The 19,582-nt window shown below is 37.2% G+C and carries 16 protein-coding genes; 10 read left to right on the top strand and 6 right to left on the bottom strand.

Features of this window, described 5'->3' with window-relative positions:
• Positions 1–31 precede the first annotated feature (31 nt).
• The 3 genes from JO178_RS11625 (at position 32) to JO178_RS11615 (ending at position 3,176) form a co-directional block, all read left to right on the top strand.
• Complete coding sequence (locus JO178_RS11625; RefSeq protein WP_291935595.1) at positions 32–970, top strand: ribose-phosphate pyrophosphokinase; 939 nt, start codon at positions 32–34, stop codon at positions 968–970.
• A gap of 56 nt (positions 971–1,026) precedes the next feature.
• A complete protein-coding gene (locus tag JO178_RS11620) occupies positions 1,027–1,680 on the top strand; it encodes a 50S ribosomal protein L25/general stress protein Ctc (protein WP_291935592.1) in 654 nt (217 codons plus the stop codon).
• 275 nt (positions 1,681–1,955) lie between these two features.
• The gene (locus tag JO178_RS11615; protein WP_291935589.1) at positions 1,956–3,176 is read left to right on the top strand and encodes a cysteine desulfurase; all 1,221 of its coding nucleotides are present in this window, start codon (positions 1,956–1,958) and stop codon (positions 3,174–3,176) included.
• Between the two features lie 83 nt (positions 3,177–3,259).
• On the opposite strand, the gene hemE is transcribed toward JO178_RS11615, so the two are convergent.
• The 4 genes from hemE to hemA are packed head-to-tail and all read right to left on the bottom strand — an operon-like array spanning position 3,260 to position 7,251.
• The gene (gene hemE / locus JO178_RS11610) at positions 3,260–4,291 is read right to left on the bottom strand and encodes a uroporphyrinogen decarboxylase (RefSeq protein WP_291935586.1); all 1,032 of its coding nucleotides are present in this window, start codon (positions 4,289–4,291) and stop codon (positions 3,260–3,262) included.
• A 47-nt stretch (positions 4,292–4,338) separates the two neighbouring features.
• Positions 4,339–5,022, bottom strand: a complete 684-nt coding sequence (locus JO178_RS11605) for a uroporphyrinogen-III synthase (RefSeq protein ID WP_291935583.1) — start codon at positions 5,020–5,022, stop codon at positions 4,339–4,341.
• A gap of 59 nt (positions 5,023–5,081) precedes the next feature.
• On the bottom strand, positions 5,082–5,990 hold the full coding sequence (gene hemC / locus JO178_RS11600; protein ID WP_291935579.1) for a hydroxymethylbilane synthase: 909 nt from the start codon (positions 5,988–5,990) through the stop codon (positions 5,082–5,084).
• Positions 5,977–7,251: a glutamyl-tRNA reductase gene (hemA, locus tag JO178_RS11595; RefSeq protein ID WP_291935576.1), complete on the bottom strand. Its 1,275-nt coding sequence runs from the start codon at positions 7,249–7,251 to the stop codon at positions 5,977–5,979. Before hemA ends, hemC begins: the two co-directional genes overlap by 14 nt.
• A 453-nt stretch (positions 7,252–7,704) precedes the next feature.
• On the opposite strand from hemA, the gene JO178_RS11590 reads away from it, so the two are divergent.
• From JO178_RS11590 to JO178_RS11565, 6 genes are all read left to right on the top strand, one after another.
• A complete protein-coding gene (locus JO178_RS11590) occupies positions 7,705–8,730 on the top strand; it encodes a rod shape-determining protein (RefSeq protein ID WP_002982450.1) in 1,026 nt (341 codons plus the stop codon).
• A 28-nt stretch (positions 8,731–8,758) separates the two neighbouring features.
• A complete protein-coding gene (mreC, locus tag JO178_RS11585) occupies positions 8,759–9,613 on the top strand; it encodes a rod shape-determining protein MreC (protein ID WP_291935573.1) in 855 nt (284 codons plus the stop codon).
• Positions 9,606–10,112, top strand: a complete 507-nt coding sequence (locus JO178_RS11580) for a rod shape-determining protein MreD (protein WP_115968295.1) — start codon at positions 9,606–9,608, stop codon at positions 10,110–10,112. The genes mreC and JO178_RS11580 overlap by 8 nt, the downstream gene beginning before the upstream one ends.
• On the top strand, positions 10,109–12,154 hold the full coding sequence (locus JO178_RS11575) for a penicillin-binding transpeptidase domain-containing protein (protein ID WP_291935567.1): 2,046 nt from the start codon (positions 10,109–10,111) through the stop codon (positions 12,152–12,154). Before JO178_RS11580 ends, JO178_RS11575 begins: the two co-directional genes overlap by 4 nt.
• Entirely contained in the window at positions 12,151–13,380 is a 1,230-nt protein-coding gene (rodA, locus tag JO178_RS11570) for a rod shape-determining protein RodA (protein WP_291935565.1), read from the top strand. Before JO178_RS11575 ends, rodA begins: the two co-directional genes overlap by 4 nt.
• A gap of 75 nt (positions 13,381–13,455) precedes the next feature.
• Positions 13,456–14,034, top strand: a complete 579-nt coding sequence (locus JO178_RS11565; RefSeq protein ID WP_291935562.1) for a pentapeptide repeat-containing protein — start codon at positions 13,456–13,458, stop codon at positions 14,032–14,034.
• Between the two features lie 130 nt (positions 14,035–14,164).
• On the opposite strand, the gene JO178_RS11560 is transcribed toward JO178_RS11565, so the two are convergent.
• Both JO178_RS11560 and JO178_RS11555 read right to left on the bottom strand, forming a co-directional pair.
• The gene (locus tag JO178_RS11560) at positions 14,165–14,875 is read right to left on the bottom strand and encodes a C40 family peptidase (RefSeq protein WP_291935559.1); all 711 of its coding nucleotides are present in this window, start codon (positions 14,873–14,875) and stop codon (positions 14,165–14,167) included.
• Positions 14,876–15,212: 337 nt separating this feature from the next.
• Positions 15,213–17,408, bottom strand: a complete 2,196-nt coding sequence (locus JO178_RS11555; RefSeq protein WP_291935556.1) for a glutamine synthetase III — start codon at positions 17,406–17,408, stop codon at positions 15,213–15,215.
• Between the two features lie 314 nt (positions 17,409–17,722).
• Between JO178_RS11555 and JO178_RS11550 the strand changes: the two genes are divergently transcribed.
• Entirely contained in the window at positions 17,723–19,414 is a 1,692-nt protein-coding gene (locus tag JO178_RS11550) for a hypothetical protein (protein ID WP_291935553.1), read from the top strand.
• Positions 19,415–19,582 lie beyond the last annotated feature (168 nt).

Genomic DNA, 19,582 nt, shown 5'->3' with positions numbered 1-19,582 from the left:
TTAAATTTGCAAAATCTTTTAAAAAGTAAAAATGGCCGATCAGTTAAGTTATCTATTTTGTACAAGAACCAGCAGGGACTTGGCAGAGAAAATTGCCCAACATTATGGGAAAGAATTAGGAAAAATCAACTTTCAGGAGTTCAGTGACGGGGAATTTGAGCCTGTTTTAGACGAATCTGTAAGAGGAGGAAGAGTTTTCCTAATCGGATCTACATTCCCTCCTGCAGACAATCTTTTGGAGCTTCTTCTAATGATTGATGCAGCGAAAAGAGCTTCTGCTAAAAGCATCACTGTCGTAATTCCTTATTTCGGACTTGCAAGACAAGACAGAAAAGACAAGCCAAGAGCACCTATTGGAGCAAAACTAGTTGCTAATCTTCTGACTGCGGCAGGAGCAACGAGAATTATGACCATGGATCTTCACGCAGATCAGATTCAGGGGTTCTTCGAAATTCCGGTAGACCACCTGTATGCTTCTACTATTTTCGTAGACTATATCAGATCTTTAAATCTTGAAGATCTTACTATTGCTTCTCCGGATATGGGAGGTGCAAAAAGAGCAAAAAACTACGCGGGTCACTTAGGGGCAGAAGTAGTAATTGCTTATAAAGAAAGAAAAAAGGCAAACGTTGTAGAAGAGATGTTCCTTATCGGAGATGTAAAAGGCAAAAACGTAATCCTTATTGATGACATGATTGATACTGCAGGAACACTTTGTAAAGCCGCAGATATTTTAATTGAAAAAGGAGCAAAAACAGTTCGCGCAATGGCTACTCACGGAGTGCTTTCCGGAAAGGCTTACGAGAATATTGAGAATTCAAAAATTCTGGAAGTTATTGTAACTGACTCAATTCCTGTTAAAAATAATTTGTCATCTAAAATAAAAGTGCTATCTTGCGCCCCGTTATTTGCGGATGTTATGACAATGGTTCATGAGCATAAATCAATTAGCAGCAAGTTTGTTATTTAATTGGTTTTTAGAAGTTTGCAAATCAAAACTAAAATAATTTTTTAAATTTTTTATAAATGAAATCTATTACAATTCAAGGTACAAAAAGAGAAAGCGTGGGCAAAAAGTCTACAAAAGCTTTACGTGATGCTGAATTAGTTCCTTGTGTTGTTTATGGAGGTGAAGCCCCTTTAAACTTCTCTGCAGAAGAGAAAGCTTTCAAAGGGTTAGTATACACTCCTGAAGCACACACGGTATCTATTGAAGTTGACGGAAAAACAATTCCAGCAGTTCTTCAGGATATTCAGTTTCACCCAATCACTGACAAAATTCTTCACATCGACTTCTACCAGTTATCTGACGATAAGCCAGTTATCATGGAAGTTCCTGTAAGAATTACTGGACGTTCAAAAGGTGTTGTAGCTGGTGGTGTTTTACGTCAGTCTTTCAGAAAACTAAAAGTAAAAGCTATTCCTGCTAACTTACCAGACGAAATCGTTGTAGATGTTACTCCATTAAGAATTGGTAACAAACTTTACATCGGTGGTATCAAAACTGAAGGATATTCTTTCATGCACCCTGACAACGCAGTAGTAGTTGCTGTTAAGATGTCTAGAAATGCAATGAAAGGAGGTGCAGCAGCAATGGATGAAGAAGATGAAGAAGAAGCAGAAGAAGTTGCAACTCAATCTCCTGATGTTCCAACAACAGAAGAAAAATCTGCAGAATAAGTATTGCTTATTTAAAGAATATAAGACCTGTCAATATATATTGGCAGGTTTTTTTGTTTCATGCTGAAGAGTGCAAACAACAACAGAATAAAAAGACTTTTATCAGAACTTCGGTATTTGTACGTTTTCTCCTCATCAGCTTTTTTCACTATAAGCTATCGAATATTTCTATTAGCTGACAAGTATCAGTACTTCTTGTAATGCTTCCTTTCAGAAAAAAAGCCGTAAATTTGAAGAGTTCTAAATAAGAACGTTTTAATTTAAAAAATAAATAAATGTTTGACATTCAGGAAATAAGAAGCCAGTTTTCTATATTGGACAGGGAAGTAAACGGTAAACCATTAGTTTATCTGGATAATGCAGCTACATCTCAGAAACCAAATTCAGTGTTGGAAGTCTGTCATGCATATTATACAGAACTTAACGCTAATGTCCACAGGGGGATTCATACCCTGAGCCAATTGGCTACCGAAGAGATGGAGCTTTCCAGAAGAAAGATCCAGAAATTCATTAACGCTGAACATGATTTTGAAGTTATTTTTACAAAAGGAACCACAGAAGGCTTAAACCTCATTGCTTATATTTTAACACAGAAATTAAAGAAAGATGATGAGATCATTATCTCATATCTGGAGCATCACTCTAATATTGTTCCATGGCAAATGCTGTGTGAAAGAACAGGAGCAAAGCTTCGTGTGATCCCAATTGATGAGAATGGTGTACTTCAGATGGATCAGTTTGATCAGTTGTTAGGTGAAAAAACAAAAGTAGTTTCTGTTAATCAGGTTTCCAATGCATTAGGAATTGTGAATCCTATTGAAGAGATTATTTCAAAAACAAGAAAAAATACGGATGCCTATGTTGTTATTGATGGCGCTCAGTCAGCTCCTCATTTTAACATAGATGTTCAGAAAATGGATTGTGATTTCTTTGTGTTTTCAGGTCATAAAATGTATGCTCCGATGGGAACAGGTATTTTATACGGTAAACGTGATATTCTGGAAGCTTTACCGCCATTTCACGGTGGAGGAGAGATGATTGCTACCTGCTCTTTTGAAGGGACTACCTATGCAGGACTTCCTTTTAAGTATGAAGCAGGAACGCCGAACGTAGGCGGGAATATCGCTTTAGGAGCTGCTGTCGATTTTATGCACAGCGTAGGACATGAAAATATCCAGAACCATGAAAATGCTTTACTGGAATATGCCCAAAGACAGCTTTTAGAAATAGAAGGGATTAAAATCTATGGCGAAAAAGCGAGGAGAACAGGGGTTGTTTCTTTTAATCTGGAAGGAGTAGGTATTTCTTCTGATGTGGGAATGATCCTGGATAAAATGGGGATTGCGGTAAGAACAGGTCACCATTGTACACAGCCTATTATGAACTTCTTTAATATTGCGGGAACGGTAAGAGCCAGCTTTGCAGTATATAATACTTTTGAAGAAATTGATGTATTGGTAGAAGGTGTTAAGAAGGCGCAAAGAATGCTGGGTTAACAATATATACCTGTCATAAGAATAAAAAAGCCCCGTCATTACTGATGGGGCTTTTTGTATATGGCTGACGGATTGAACCGCTCTTATAGTGTAGGTTTCCAGTCTACGACAGCTCTGATAAAAGCTTCTGCATTCTCCACCGGAACATTAGGTAAAATTCCGTGTCCAAGATTGGCGATATATCTGTCTTTTCCAAAACGGTTAATCATTTCAGTAACCATTTTCTTGATGGTTTCAGGGGTTGAATGAAGTCTTGCAGGATCAAAATTTCCCTGTAATGTCATCGTATGATTGGTCAGTGTTCTTGCAAATTCCGGCTTGATCGTCCAGTCAACACCCAGTGCAGATGCTTTAGACATGGTCATGTCTTCCAATGCAAACCAGCATCCTTTTCCAAATACCACGACATGGGTAAGCGGGCTTAATGCTTCAACAATCTGGTTGATGTATTGCCATGAGAACTCCTGATAATCGGTAGGAGAGAGCATTCCACCCCATGAGTCGAATATCTGTACCGCAGAAACTCCTTTTTCTACCTTTCTCTTTAAATAGGCAATGGTAGTATCAGTGATTTTCTGAAGTAATAAGTGAGCTGCTTCAGGCTGCTGGAAACAGAATGATTTTGCAATATCAAAAGCTTTACTTCCTTTTCCTTCCACACAGTAGCAAAGAATAGTCCATGGTGATCCGGCAAAACCGATCAACGGAATTTCATTGTCTAATTTCTGAAGAGTAAGTTCGATGGCATCAAAAACGTATCCTAAAGTATCATTCACATCCGGAGTTTCAATATTCTGAACCTGCTCCATGGTTCTGATTGGGGTATCCAACCAAGGGCCAACAGATTCTTTCATTTTGAAATCAATTCCCATAGCCTGTGGAACTACCAGAATATCAGAAAACAGGATCGCAGCATCCAAAGGAAATCTGCGGATAGGCTGTAATGTAATTTCAGCAGCAAGCTCAGGAGTCTGACATCTTGTAAAGAAGTCATACTGATCTCTCAGAGCAATGAATTCCGGCAGATATCTTCCAGCCTGCCTCATCATCCAGACAGGAGGTCTTTCAACGGTTTCTCCGCGAAGTGCTTTTAAATATAGGTCGTTTTTAATCATAATCTATTTAAACTAATCGTACCGCCAAAGTTCCGGTACCGGCTTTCTTAAAAATGACTTCCGAATTCTTTCCTGATCAGCTCAAAGATAGAGCTTAGATTATTGCCTTCAGAAGTAAAAATAGGGTCTTTGGTATAATTTTTCAACTCTCCGGAAGTGGTTTCTCCTATCGAAAAGAGCTTCATCCCTTCCATGGAATTTCGCTTTGCAAAACTACGAACTCCGCTCGGACTAAAAAATACTACAGCATGATATTTTTCAGTTATTAGAGGATAGATTTCCTCCGTATTATATATAGTAACTTTTTTGTACTTAATGTTTTGTAAGGGAAGATCTTTATCCAGGACATTGATGGCAAGGTTGCCGCAGAAATGAAGAAACTGCTCATGCTGGCATTTTCCGATGATAAAGCGGGATAACATTTCAGCATTTTTTAATACCTTAAAAGTTCCAAAACCATTCTTTCTTAATTCTTTTTTTGTTTTCTCACCTACACAATAAATCTTATTGTAGTTCTTCGCCGTAAAATCTTCGTTGGGTTTAAAACGATTTTTAAAAAATGCAGTCACCCCGTTGACGCTGGTGAAAATCAGAGAATAGTTTTTCAACTCAAACGGGCTGATCATGATGGGTTTCGTCTTTATTACCTCAATACAGTCCACCGAAATATCTTCTCCTAATTCTTTGGATATAAGCGTCTGGTCTATATTTTTGGTGAATAAGATTTTCATGTCCTGAAGTTTGCAGCTGTGAAAATGGAAAAACCGGGAAAATTGAAATTTAAAATCTGTTAGATCTGGCTTTTGATTTCTGCCATTAATTCTTTTCCTCCGTTTTCAAGAACTACTTTTGCATACTTTTCGCCAAAATTCTCTGTTGGATTGTACTCGAAGTTTTCATCCACAGCAATACAGTTTTTGCCATCCAAAGAGCAAAGTGCTCCTTTGAAACGGATCTGATTTTCGATGATTTCTGCAAAAGCGCCGATAGGCGCAGTACAGCCGCCTTCCAGAGTGCTCAGGAAATTTCTTTCAATCTCTACACAGATCTGAGTCGGCCTATGATTGATCTGGCCTAATATTTCATTAATCTCAGGTTTGTCAGAATGTCCGGCTACGGCAATAACTCCCTGCGACGGGGCAGGAATTAATAATGGAAGCATTTCGTAATCGATTTCCATTTTCATTCTTTTGATTCCTGCTAATGATAGAATAGTAGCATCAAAGTTTCCGTCTTCAAGTTTCTGAAGACGGGTCTGAATGTTTCCACGGATGTCTGAAAATTCAGTAGCAGGATAATGTCTCAGCCAGAATGCTCTTCTTCTTAAACTGCTTGTTGCTAATTTCAGCTCGTGGAATTCTTTATTTCTTGCAGATTCCTTTCTGATTAGAATATCCTGTGGATAATCTCTTTCCAGATAAGCAATCATCTCAATATTTTGAGGCAGCTGGGTAGGAACATCTTTTAAGGAATGTACGGCAATGTCTATTTCGTCATTAAGTAACGCCACATCAAGGTCTCTTGTGAAAACCCCTGTAATTCCTAAAGAATATAATGGCTGATTAAGATTCTTGTCGCCGGAAGAAACGATAGGGACGATTTCCGTTAAATAATTGTTGTTCTGAAGGTGCCTCGCAACCTCTCTAGCCTGCCAAAGTGCAAGTGCGGAATTTCTTGTTCCGATTCTAATGCTTTTCATTGAATTCGTTGTTTGGTTGTTCAACTAATATTTCGTGCATTAATTTACTAATTTCTTCGGCTTTTAAAGGATTATCTATTATATATTTTGCAAAACGGTTGGTAATTTTCTGGATCATTTTATCAGAAAGTTCCATGTCCGGAATGTTGATATATTTATTCTTTTTATAAAAGTTATGCATTTCATTGCGTTCCATGTTTTTTAAAACGGCTTTGAAATGATGAATATTTGGTGCGAGTTTTCTCTTTTTTTCCCATTCAATAAAATCTTTCATCAGTTCCTTGATGATTTTTTCAGCTTTTGGGATTTCTCTTTCTCTCTGTTGAATGGTTTCCTGAATCTGCTTAGAAAGCTCATCCACGTCAATTAATGTTACATTTTCATTTTCGGTAACATTCTTCTCAACGTTATGGGGAATCGAAAGATCAATTACCAATGTTTCTTTTCCGTTCGGAAAATGAGACTGATTAACAATAGGATGTTTAGCTCCTGTTGCTACAATGAGAATATCCGTGTTTTTTAATTCCTTGTCAAAATCTGCATAGTCGACATGTGGAATATTATATTTCTGGGAAATTTTTTCAGCTTTTTCCTGAGTCCTGTTGGCAATTTTAATTTTTGGCTGATAGACATGTTTTACCAGGTTCTCAACCGTATTCTGCCCGATTTCACCTACTCCTAACAGAAGAATGTTTTTTTCATTAATTCTTTTCTGGCTATTTAAAATATAGTGAACTGCAGCATAGGAAACAGAAGCGGCTCCATTGGAAATACCTGTTTCGTTTTTGATTCTTTTCGAAATCTGAATTGCAGCATTAATCGCTCTCTCCAGATAAGGGTTGGAATTTTGTCTTTCTCTTTTGAACCGGCTGTAGGCCTTTTTGATCTGTCCGATAATTTCAAAGTCACCAATGATCTGGCTTTCAAGACCGGCAGCCACTCTGAAAAGATGAATCAGAGCTTCTTCTTTTGTAAGGATGTTAGCGAACTGAAGAAAATCAGTAAGATGTACTCCGATTGTTTTACAATATTCCTCAGCTACTAAAAGATAATTGGAGGAGGTTGTATAAATCTCGGTTCTGTTACAGGTGGAAACCACAAAAGCATCGCCCAGATCTTCCTGGTGGACTCTGGAAACAAAGTTTTTGATGTTTTCATCAAAGAATGCAAATTTTCCTCTCGTTTCTACATCGGCTTTTTCGTAGCTTATAGAAAGCACGGCAAAATTTGATGTTTGATGGATATTGGAATACTGTAACATAAGCAGTCGCAAATTTACGTTTTTTTTAATTAACCACCCTCTGATAGTGTATATGATAATTATCGTAAAAAACTATAAGACGGCAGACGTGAAAAAGTGTTGAGTCATGAAGTAATGAAACTGAAAAACGGTTGAGAGAGGGCTAAATGTTCCTTTTTTTTCTGTGTATTCAGGGAGTTCTGTTTCTGAAACTTTCTTTTTTTCCGTTTTAAGCCTTCCGTACCGTTCGCTTTTTTTCGGTTTTCCCTGTCTTTTGAGGCTTCCGTGAATCTGCAATTTCACTCTTTTAACACGCCATTAATTTTAGTTTAACTCAAACTCTGTAAATATCTAAAGTAAAAGTTAATAAAGAATTATAAATTTTAATAAAATTTTAACCAAATTATGTTGTTTGGAAATTTCTTTAGTATTGTTAAATTTATATCTTTGTAAACTTAAAATCAGAAGAAAAATATGAGTTTATTTGATATGTTTACGCAAGAAATTGCGATAGACCTTGGAACTGCTAATACCCTTATCATCCATAATAATAAGATTGTTATAGATCAACCTTCAATTGTTGCAATTGAACGTTCTTCGGGTAAGCCGATTGCTGTCGGTGAGCAGGCTAAACATATGCAAGGTAAAACTCACGAGGACATCAAAACCATCCGTCCTCTGAAAGACGGGGTTATTGCTGATTTCCATGCTTCTGAACACATGATCAAGGAATTCATCAAGAAAATTCCCGGAATCAAAGGTAAATTCATTCAGCCTGCATTACGAATTGTAATCTGTATTCCTTCTGGTATTACTGAAGTTGAAAAGAGAGCGGTAAGAGATTCTGCTCAGAAAGTAAACGCTAAAGAAGTAAGACTAATCTACGAACCAATGGCAGCCGCGATAGGAGTAGGTATTGATGTACAGAAGCCTGAAGGAAATATGATCATTGATATAGGAGGGGGTACTACAGAAATTGCTGTAGTGGCTTTAGGGGGTATCGTATGTGATAAATCTGTGAAGATTGCAGGGGATGTATTCACCAATGATATCGCTTATTACTTAAGAACTCACCATAATCTTTATATCGGAGAAAGAACAGCTGAGAGAATCAAAATTGAAGTAGGTTCTGCAGTAGAAGATCTTGATGTAGATATCGAGGATATTCCTGTACAGGGGAGAGACCTGATCACAGGGAAACCGAAAGAAATTATGGTTGGATATAAAGAGATTGCCCGTGCATTAGACAAATCTATTATCAGAATTGAAGATGCGGTAATGGAAACACTTTCTCTTACTCCGCCGGAATTGGCTGCGGATATTTATAAAACCGGTATTTATCTTGCCGGAGGAGGTGCGTTACTAAGAGGTCTTGCGGATAGAATTCACAAAAAGACAGGTCTTCCTGTGTTTGTTGCTGAAGATCCGTTGAGAGCTGTTGTTCGCGGAACAGGTATTGCACTTAAGAATATGGATAAATTCAATTTCTTAATTAAATAATTTTAACTTTTTACGACACTATATCTGAATGGGATTTTTGCTGAGATTATTTTCGAAGAACACTCTTTTTGTCTTCTTTATATTTCTGCAAATTATTGCTCTGGTTCTGATATTCTCCAGAAACGCCATGCAGAGATCCTGGATTGCGGGACAAACAGCTGCGCTGAATTCCTGGATTTCCGGATATATTGACGAAGGAGTTTCTTATCTGAAGCTTAAACAGATCAATGAGGATCTTGTAGCTCAGAATAAAGCTCTTATGACTGAGCTTTATGGAAAAGAAGGCGCTAAAAATCCGGTTTTCAAAAGAGTTCATGATACCATAGGGGGCGGGCAGATTTATACTTTCGTTGACGGAGAGATTGTTTTTAACAGTATCAACAGACGAAATAATTACTTTACGATCAACCGTGGCCGAAGAGACGGGGTGTTTCCTCAAATGGGAGTAATGGCTCCAAGAGGTATTGCCGGAATTGTTATCAATTCTACAGATAGCTATGCCCTGGTTCAGTCCGTATTAAGTGTCAACAGAATCAGAATTAATGCAGCCCTTAAAAATTCCGGATACTTTGGTACCCTTACCTGGAACGGAGATAATTCAAGGGTAATGCATCTTGCCGATATTCCTAAATATGTTGCCTTAAAAGTAGGAGATAGCGTAGTGACAGACGGTAAGTCTGCCATCTTTCCTAAAGGGGTCATGATTGGAACGATTGCGGGATATTCCGTAGATAATAAAACCGGTTTCTGGGATATTTCCGTAGAGCTGAGTGAAAAAATGGGTGCTTTAAGTAAAGTATACGTAGTAAAGAATCTTAAAAAAGCCGAGGTGCAAAAGATTCAGGATACTATGCAGGCTGTAATAAAAAAAGAAAATGATTAGCAGGACTTTATTTACCGACATATTGATCATGATTTTTCTTGTTGCATTACAGATTTTTGTATTGAACAGGATTACGATTTTCGGGAAGTATACACCGGTATTATACCCGGTATTCGTTATGTTTTATCCTTTCTTCAGAAATAAATTTCAGTTTCTGGCATTAAGTTTTTTAATAGGCCTATCAATTGACGGTTTTCTTTATTCATGGGGAATCAATGCTTTTGCTACCACGTTGATTGCCTATTTCAGAACATTGATCTTCAGAACATCTACAGATACGTCTACAGACTTTTTCTCTTTTCAGTCCCTGCAATGGGCGCAGTTTTTGCTGTTTTTATTTTCAAGTATTTTTCTGCATCAGCTTTTAGTACAGTATATTGAGTTCTTTAAGTTCAGCAGATTTTTTGAAATTTTATTTAATGTGTTGGTGACCAGTGTAATTTCATTTATATTTATAGTTGTTTACGCATTAATATTTAAAATCAAACAAAAAGTTTGAACACACGTTATTTAAAAATCTTTTCCGTCCTTGTTGCTATCGCTCTTATTTTTGTAGCGAGGCTTTCTTATTTACAGTTGTTTACGGACCGTTATGCTTTAAATGCAGCCAATACATCCATTAAAATCGAATACGTAATTCCTCAGCGCGGGGTTATTTTTGACAGGAACGGAAAAATTATGGTGGGTAACCAGCCTGCCTATGAAATTTCATTTACTCAGGCGTTAATGAAACCTGATTTTGATACATTAGGCTTCTGTAGTCTCATGAAGATCAGTAAGTCTGATTTTATCAACAAAATCAATATTATTAAAAAAGAAAAATATTATTCTAAGCTGACCCCGATGACTTTTCTGAAAGACCTCAGCAGGGAAGATATTGCGAGAGTCCAGGAAATTATTTTTAAATATCCGGCTTTTAATATTGTGCAGAGACCTCAGCGCCAGTATGAAGTTTCTACTTCAGGTAACCTTTTGGGATATACCAGTGAAGTGAATGAAAGAGAGATTAAAAAAGATTCTATTTACTATTTACCGGGAGATTTTATCGGAAAAACAGGGGTTGAAAAATCCTACGAGAAAGTCCTTCGGGGAGTAAAAGGAATGAAATATATCCAAAAAGACATCAGGCTTCGAAATATTGGTTCTTATAAAAACGGATCTTTGGATAAGGATGTGATTACGGGTAAAGATATTACGTTGACTATTGATTATGATCTTCAGAGAACAGCTGAAGAAATGATGGTCAACAAACACGGTGCAATTGTAGCAATAGACCCTAATAACGGAGAAGTACTTGTAGCAGCCACCGGGCCGGATATTGATCCTAATCTTTTCACCGGACCCTATAAGTCTAAAAATTTATATGCTCTGTCAAAAGATACGCTTTATGAAAATAAACCTACTTTTGACCGTTCCTTACAGGCAGGATATCCTCCGGGTTCAACGTTTAAGTTACTGACTGCCCTGGCTGCCATGCAAATGGGAGTAATGGATGAAAAAACTATTTTTCCGTGTGGAGGCGGATTTTTCTATAAAGGTAAAAGGATTAAAGGACATGGTGGAGCTGAGCCCCTGATTCCTTCCATTCAGGTGTCCAGTAACTGTTTTTTTACCTATGCATTTATTGCCATCATCAAAAAATATCCGGGAAATCCCTCAAAAGGAGTTGACGAATGGAAAAAAATCATGAGCAGCTTTGGAGTCGGAGAGTTTTTAAATAATGATTTCGCCGTGGGTGCAAAAGGCAGGATACCTTCCGGAGATTTTTATGAAAGACGATTTAAAGCCATCATGAAAGCAAGCGGTTCCAAGCGAACGGACTTTAAAAACTGGGATGAAATGTCAACCGGTGCCATTTATAACGGAATGGGGCAGGGTGATGTTTTGGTAACTCCTATTCAGCTCGCCAATTATGTGAGTGCTATCGCTAACAGAGGATGGTATTATACGCCTCATATCGTAAAAGCTATTGACGGGAAACCAAATCCTGACCCAAGGTTTAAGGTTAAACATCAGACCTTAGTTGATCCTAAACATTTTGAACCTGTTTTAAAAGGTATGGAAGCTGTGGTTTTGAGAGGAACGGCAAGAGGATTAAAATCCAATGATTTTACACAATTAGCCAAAACAGGTACTGCGCAGGTTCCGCAGGGAAAGGATAATTCTATTTTTGTACTGATTGCTCCTGCTGATAAACCGAAAATTGTTGTGGTTGCTGTAATGGAACATGCCGGATTTGGAGCTACTTGGGCGGGCCCGGCTTGTACGGTGATTGCAGAAAAATATATTACCGGTGATTTGAAGAGGGAAAATTTGTATAAAAAAATGATCACCTCGAGTTTTATGCCGGAATATAAAAGACAATGGGTTGCAGATTTAAAACGTAAAGGTTTATATGTTGATCCTAGACCTGACTCAATTAAACGGAAAAGAATAAAAGATAGTCTGGATCGTGTTAAACAGCAAAAAGCCGGCCTTCAGAAGAAAACAGAAGAAGGAACTCAAAATAATAACACTCCTAAAAAACCTGTAAAGCAATGAAATGGACAGAAGGAATAGATAAACTTGGTCTTGGACTGTACGTCCTGCTTTGCGTTTTTGCGATTGCAAATATTTACAGTGTGGATCAGAAGCTGGGTGAAAAACAATTGGTTTTTTTCGGAATTTCTTTATTTGTGGGGATTATTATATTCTTTAGCCGAAGTAAATTCTTTGAGAATATGGCAGGAATCATCTACATTGGCGGCGTATTGCTGCTGATCGGCCTTTTCCCTTTTGGTAAAGAAATTCTCGGACAGAAGAACTGGTACAAGTTCGGTAGTTTTACCATGCAGCCCGTAGAATTTGCGAAGATCGGAACCGCTCTGATGCTTGCCAATTATGTTTCGGGTCCGGATTTTAACCTTGCTAACAGAAAATCATTATTGATGGCATTGGCTATTGTGGGTATTCCGGCAGCAGTAGTTCTTGCTATTCCGGATGTTGGATCCATGCTCGTATTTATAGCATTCTTTATCGCTCTTTATCGGGAAGGATTAAGCGGATTATTGTTTGGGGTAGGATTTATTTTTGCAGCAGTTTTTCTTGTTTCACTGGCAATACCTCCGGTATATGTTGCGGCAGCGGTAGTATTGATTGCCGGTGTCCTGATTGCAATGAATTATCACAGGATGTCCTGGGATGTAATTTCTATTTCCGGAATTACTGGGTCCATTCTCTTATTATGCGGGCTGGCTTTCGGTTCCCCTTTTATTTTAGAAAAATTGCCAAAACACCAGAGAGAAAGAATCGAGGTTCTTTATAAAGGAGAAAAAGCATTTAGAGATACATCAGGTTATAATTTATTATATTCCAAAACAGCTATCGGATCAGGAGGCCTTTTAGGAAAAGGTTACCGTGAAGGGTCTGTCACTCAGGGTAAATTTGTTCCGGAACAGCAGACCGATTATATTTTCTGCGCAGTAGGGGAAGAATGGGGGTTTGTAGGAAGTGCTCTGCTCGTTTTGTGTTATCTGGTGTTTATCGGACGTATCTATTACCTGGCTGAGAAACAGAAATCTACTTTTAATCGGGTATTCGGATATTGTTTTGCTTCCATTCTGCTGATGCACTTTTCGATCAATTTAGGGATGGTTATGGGGCTTTTCCCGACCGTAGGGATTCCTCTTCCGTATTTTAGTTATGGAGGAAGTTCTTTGCTGGCCTTTTCTATGATGACATTTATTTTCTTTAAACTTAATTATTCTGATAAGAACAGTCTGGTATAATTTTCATACGGAACAACCATTTTGTTTTTATATACACTGTGGAAGTAATAGTATTTCCATCCAAAATTGTATGCTATGAAAGAAGCTTATATTGCAGATCAAAATTTTGAAAACACCGATTTTTCCCGACTTCCATTCAATAAAGGGGAATATGAGAACTGCCGATTCATAAACTGTAATTTTGAATATACAGATATATCCGGCTTCAGTTTTGAAAATTGTGAATTTACAGGATGTAACTTAAGCATGGCTAAGCTTGTGAAAACCTCTTTTCACGATGCCGTTTTTAAAGAATGTAAAATGTTCGGGCTGCAGTTTAACACTTGTAATGCGTTTGGCCTTTCCTTTACATTTGATGGCTGCTTATTGAATAATTCGGTATTCTACCAAACCTCCGTAAAAAAAACAGTCTTTAAGAATTCAAGACTGATTGAAGTTGATTTTACAGAATGTGATCTTTCTTATGCCATACTGAGCGGTTGTGATCTTTCAGGTGCAGTCTTTGATAATACAATCCTTGAAAAGGCCGATCTGAGGACTTCATTCGGTTATTCTATAGATCCGGCTTTAAATAAGCTTAAAAAGGCTAAATTTTCATTGTCTGAAGTCTATGGTCTGCTGTATAAGCTGGACATTGTAATTGATAAGGATTAAATTTTAAAATATACTGATCAATACACCTTCCTTTCCTGTTGAGATCTATTTCTTTTTAAAAGACGGATAAGCAATAAAAAAGCCATCAAAATTTTGATGGCTTCATTATTTAAATCAATTATTTAAAAAATTAAAAATTTGCTGGTGTAGCTGGAGTAACTGCTGCTAAGTTATTGTATGATTCTCCTTCTTCATTGATCACTCTTTTTGCAAATCTGAACTTAGGTCCCCAATAAGAGTCGTTAAGTGAAGAGATCATTACTCCCTTTGATGTTGCTGCATGGATGAATTTAATTTCACCTTCTTCAGAAACACTTTCTACAATACCTACGTGAGAAATTCTTCTTCCATGTGAAAAGAAAATAAGATCTCCTTTTTGTAAATCTCCTTTTTCTACTCTTTCTCCCTCCTGAGACTGAGAGGCTGCTACTCTAGGTAAGCTAAGGCCTGCTGCTGCTCCGAATACAGAAAGAACGAAAGCTGAACAATCAATACCGTTTCTTGTAGTTCCTCCGTATCTGTAAGGCGTTCCAAGGTATGTTTCAGCTTCTGTAAGGATACCGTCAATAGTTTTATTGTGTTTGATTGCTTTAGCAATCTCAGAATTCTTAATAGATTTTTTAGCATTTGCTATAGATGCTGCCTTTTCATCAAGAAAAGAATTGATAAGCTTTTGCTTATCCTGCTCCATTTTTTTAGTATCTATAGAAGCTAGTTTGGCATCTGTTTTGTATTCTTTAGCGTAAGTTGCTGGTTTTGAAACCACATAATTGGTAGCACACGATTGCATAGAAACTGTAGTAACTAAAGCAACTAAATAAAACAAAACTCTTTTCTTCATATATATTTGATTAACCGTGTTAAAAGGAATATTTATTTTCAAAAGCATTACAAAAGTAGAGATTCCGATTAAAAGACCCCTGATATGATAATTGTCAGGATCTTATTTTAACACATTTTAACATATTGTTTACATATGTTAAAGAAAAATAAACCGCAACTCCCCATTTTTGGCAAGTCTGCGGTTTTTTTTATTAAGATTCTTTAACAAACTTAATCGATTTTCTTCTATAAATCGTAGTTTGAAATTTACAACTCCACTTTTGAAGGTTGTTAATAAAACAAAAAAATTCCCCGGAAAACCGAGGAATTTAAACTAATATGGAACTTTACAGGTGTTATTTTGTAAACAACATTTCTCTGTATTTTGTCATTGGCCAAAGCTCATCATCCACCATCATTTCCAGCGCATCGGAAGCTTCTCTGATCGGGTCAAACAGTGGTTTTACTTTGTTGCAGTATTCTTCTGCCTGCTTTTGGCTATTGGCTAAGCTTTTTGCTGCTTCTCTGGCTTTAATCAGATCTTCAACGCCTAATTTGATCTTTGAAACATTTTCAGAAATGTTTGTAATCAGGCTCATTTGCTCTTTTGCCAGTGGCTTGAATTCTTTATCCCCGAAAATGTCCTTAAGACCTTTAACGTTTTCAATCAATCTGTTCTGATAATTTAAAGCGGAAGGAATAATGTGATTTCTTGCGATATCACTTAGTACTCTTGCTTCAATATCAATCACGGTAGAATACTTCTCCAGTTTGATTTCGTTTCTGGCTTCAACTTCTCTGTGGTTGAAAATTCCCATCTCTTCATACAGATCTAAGAATTTTTTGTCCATTTCCTGTTTTAAGGCTTCCGGAGTTGTTTTTAAGTTGTTTAATCCTCTTTTCTTGGCTTCTTTTGCCCAGTCATCAGAGTAGCCGTCACCTTCGAACATAATGCTCTTGGACTGTTTGATATATTCTCTTAGAACATTAAAGATGGCTTCGTCTTTTTTCAGTCCTCCTTCGATAAGACTGTCTACTTCTTTTTTGAAATCATTCAGCTGTTTTGCAGCAATAGTATTCATTACTGTCATGGATTCCGCGCAGTTGGCAGAAGAACCTACCGCTCTGATTTCAAATTTATTTCCTGTAAATGCAAATGGAGATGTCCTGTTTCTGTCTGTATTATCTAAAAGAATTTCAGGAATTTTTCCGACAACATTTAGTTTTAATTCCGTTTTTTCTTCAGGAGATAATTTACCGTTTGTTACCTTTTCAAGTTCTTCTAAAACACTGAACAACTGGCTTCCGATGAATACCGAAATAATTGCCGGCGGAGCTTCGTTAGCACCAAGTCTGTGGTCATTGCTTGCAGAAGCGATACTTGCTCTTAAAAGGTCAGCATATTCGTGAACAGCTTTAATTGTATTCACGAAGAATGTTAAAAACTGAAGATTTTTCTTAGGATTTTTCCCCGGACTTAATAAGTTTTCCCCTGTGTCAGTTGCCAGAGACCAGTTGTTGTGCTTACCACTTCCGTTTACTCCTGCGAAAGGTTTTTCATGGAATAGAATGTGGAAATGATGTTTGTGCGCTACTCTTGCCATGATGTCCATCAATAAAGAATTGTGGTCTACAGCAACGTTTACCTCTTCAAACATCGGAGCCAGTTCAAACTGGTTGGGAGCTACCTCATTGTGTCTTGTCGTTGCAGGGATACCCAGTTTCATACACTCGATTTCCAGTTCCTTCATAAAGTTCATTACTCTTGTAGGAATAGATCCGAAATAATGGTCGTCCAGCTGTTGTCCTTTAGCCGGAGAATGGCCTAATAAAGTCTTACCCGTTAATACAAGATCCGGACGAGACTGATATAATGCAGAATCAACCAGGAAATATTCTTGTTCCCAACCCAATGTTGGTGTTACTTTCGTTACATTTTTGTCAAAATACTGCATCACGTTGGTTGCAGCTTCATCTACAGCATTCAAAGCTCTTAAAAGAGGAGCTTTATAATCTAAGGTTTCTCCTGTATAAGAAATAAAGATTGATGGAATACATAATGTAGTCCCCATAATGAATGCCGGTGAAGTAGGATCCCAGGCCGTATATCCTCTTGCTTCAAAAGTGTTTCTGATTCCTCCGTTCGGGAAAGAAGATGCGTCAGGCTCCTGTTGGATCAGCATATTTCCGCTGAACCTTTCGATGGCTCTGCCACCTTCAATTGGAGTAAAAAAAGAATCATGTTTTTCAGCAGTAGTCCCTGTTAAAGGCTGAAACCAGTGAGTGTAATGGGTTACGCCTTTGCTCATAGCCCAGTCTTTCATCGCAACTGCTACCTGATCTGCGATATGTCTCTGGATTTTAGTTCCTTTTTTAATAGCATCCATAATAGAACCGAATGCTTCTTTTGTTAAATATTCTCTCATGGTTTCTTCTGAGAAAACATTTTTGCAGAATAGTTCTGATAGTTTGGCAGGAACTTCAACAGAATTATCTTTTCTGAAGTCCTTAAATGGAAGGGTTTCTAGCGCTTTGAATCTTAAGGTTGACATATTAGGGTGATTTTTATGGGGCAAATTTACGAAAAAAATGAAACGAAAATGATTTGACCCTAAAAAAAATAGGGGTACTTTGAAAATTTATACAAATTAAACATTAGTTTAACGTTTTTAACAGGGGCATGCGGAACAGTCCGGATTTTGAATTGAATGGCCCAAGCCTGCTTTTATGGGGGAAATGATTCTGAAATATATATGAAAGGGCCTACGTATATAAGATATGAAAATAAAGGGAATTAAACTACTTATTAAAAGATAGTTAAAATAAAATGGACAAAGATTTCGTATATTTGTGTGAAATTTATTTTATGACAAATTCTAGAGCAAGAGAAACAACAGAGGCTATTGAAAGATTATATATCTCTATGAGACATTTATTTTATAGAGGATTTTTCAAGCCGGGGGGTGTTTCAGGAGAAAGCATTAGAAGTTTGTTAAAAACAATCAATCCGGAGATTTATGGTACCATGAATATTCCAAATAAATTGGAACTTGACGGTTTGATGTACGTTTTAGACAGACTTCCGGAAGGAATTGAAGAATGTGCTTTTATTCATCTTACATCTGACGAAGGGTTTGATAAAGGAAGTTTCGAACCTATTGTACCTAAGAAAAGAAGAAGAAACTGTTATAGAATAGACGAACACCAGATGAATATTGAGGTTCTTTTGGGCCGTTCCGAAATTTATGACATTCTTACCCACCTGACATTCCTATTTATAGAAGCAGATAAAATCCGTAACCTGGCTTTCATTCAGGATGAAAACTGGAAACCGACACGTGCCTTTAAAATTATTGAAGAGGTAGTGAAAGGAGAAAAGAAATTCAGCAGAAGAGAAAAAGAAGTGGCACTTATTCACCTTTCTTCTTTAATAGGAAGAACTTTCGATGAAACACTGAGAGCATATAATACTTTCGGGGATGATAACAATCCTGACCGTTTGTTTAAAATTATCTATAACTTAGGAAAGGTAAGTCTTGAGGATGCTAAAGAAACAAGAGAAAGAGAAATTCATTTCAGTGCGATACTAAAAGAAAGAGTAGGGCATCACTACTTCGGAGAAAAATGGGCCAACAAAGTGAAAGAAGTTTTGTTTGAAAACAACCTTCATATGCGTCCTTTGCACATTATTTCTGCCAACATGCACTCTGTAAAAAATATGCTGTATGCGAATGAGGCACTTAAAAAGAAACCACATCATGAAGTAGACTACAAACTATACGAAGACATTTCCAACAAAAAAGATCTTCGTGATAAAGTCTCGAAGTATGCTTTGGATGAAGGGATGATTCATATTGCTGATAAAAGCGGAAGTAATATTGATGTTCAGATTATCGACCTGAGCAAAACCGATCTGAAGAATACTCCTTTCAGTGACAGCAAGTTTTCCGGTGATGATGTTATTATGGTATTCGACTATGCATTCGGAGAGCAGGCTTTTGAAGTAATGGATGAGCTGCTTAAACCTTTTGAACATAAAGGAGAAGTGTATATGATGCATGTGAAGTCTGTTTCCATCATGGGAAAAGCTGGTATCCTTACAGGAGAGAAAGGAGATATTATGATTCCTACCTCTCATATTTTTGAAGGAACTGCAGATAACTATCCTTTCGAAAATGCCCTGAAACTGGAGGATTTTAAAGATGACGAGCTTAAAGCATTCGAAGGTCCTATGATTACTGTTTTAGGAACCTCACTTCAAAACAGAGATATTCTTTCCTATTTTATGAATACTTCATGGAGAGCAATCGGTCTTGAAATGGAAGGCGCGCATTACCAGAAAGCAATTCAGGTGGCTTCTAAAATCAGACACCATATTTCACCGGACCTGTTTGTATGCTATGCGTATTATGCATCGGATAATCCCCTGGAAACAGGAAGTACGTTATCTTCAGGAGGTCTTGGTCTTACAGGAGTGAAGCCTACCTATCTGATTACTTTAAGAATTCTTGAGAAAATCTTTAAAAGCGGAAAAAAAGAAGTTCCCGCTAAAAAATAATCTGATTTAAATCAATCATATTAACCTCAGACGTATTACGTCTGAGGTTTTTTATGCAAAGCCGGTAGGGTTCAAAATAGTCTTAGTATTCATTTAACCAATCAGGTGAAACGGGATCTAAACTCATATTAAACAGAATAAGTCCACATTTGAGGGTCTTACTTAAAT

Origin of the sequence: Chryseobacterium sp. (assembly GCF_019236175.1) — a bacterium.
Classification (GTDB): domain Bacteria; phylum Bacteroidota; class Bacteroidia; order Flavobacteriales; family Weeksellaceae; genus Chryseobacterium.
Note: the sequence above shows the minus strand (reverse complement) of the source record. Positions and strands in the feature narration are given on the sequence as shown.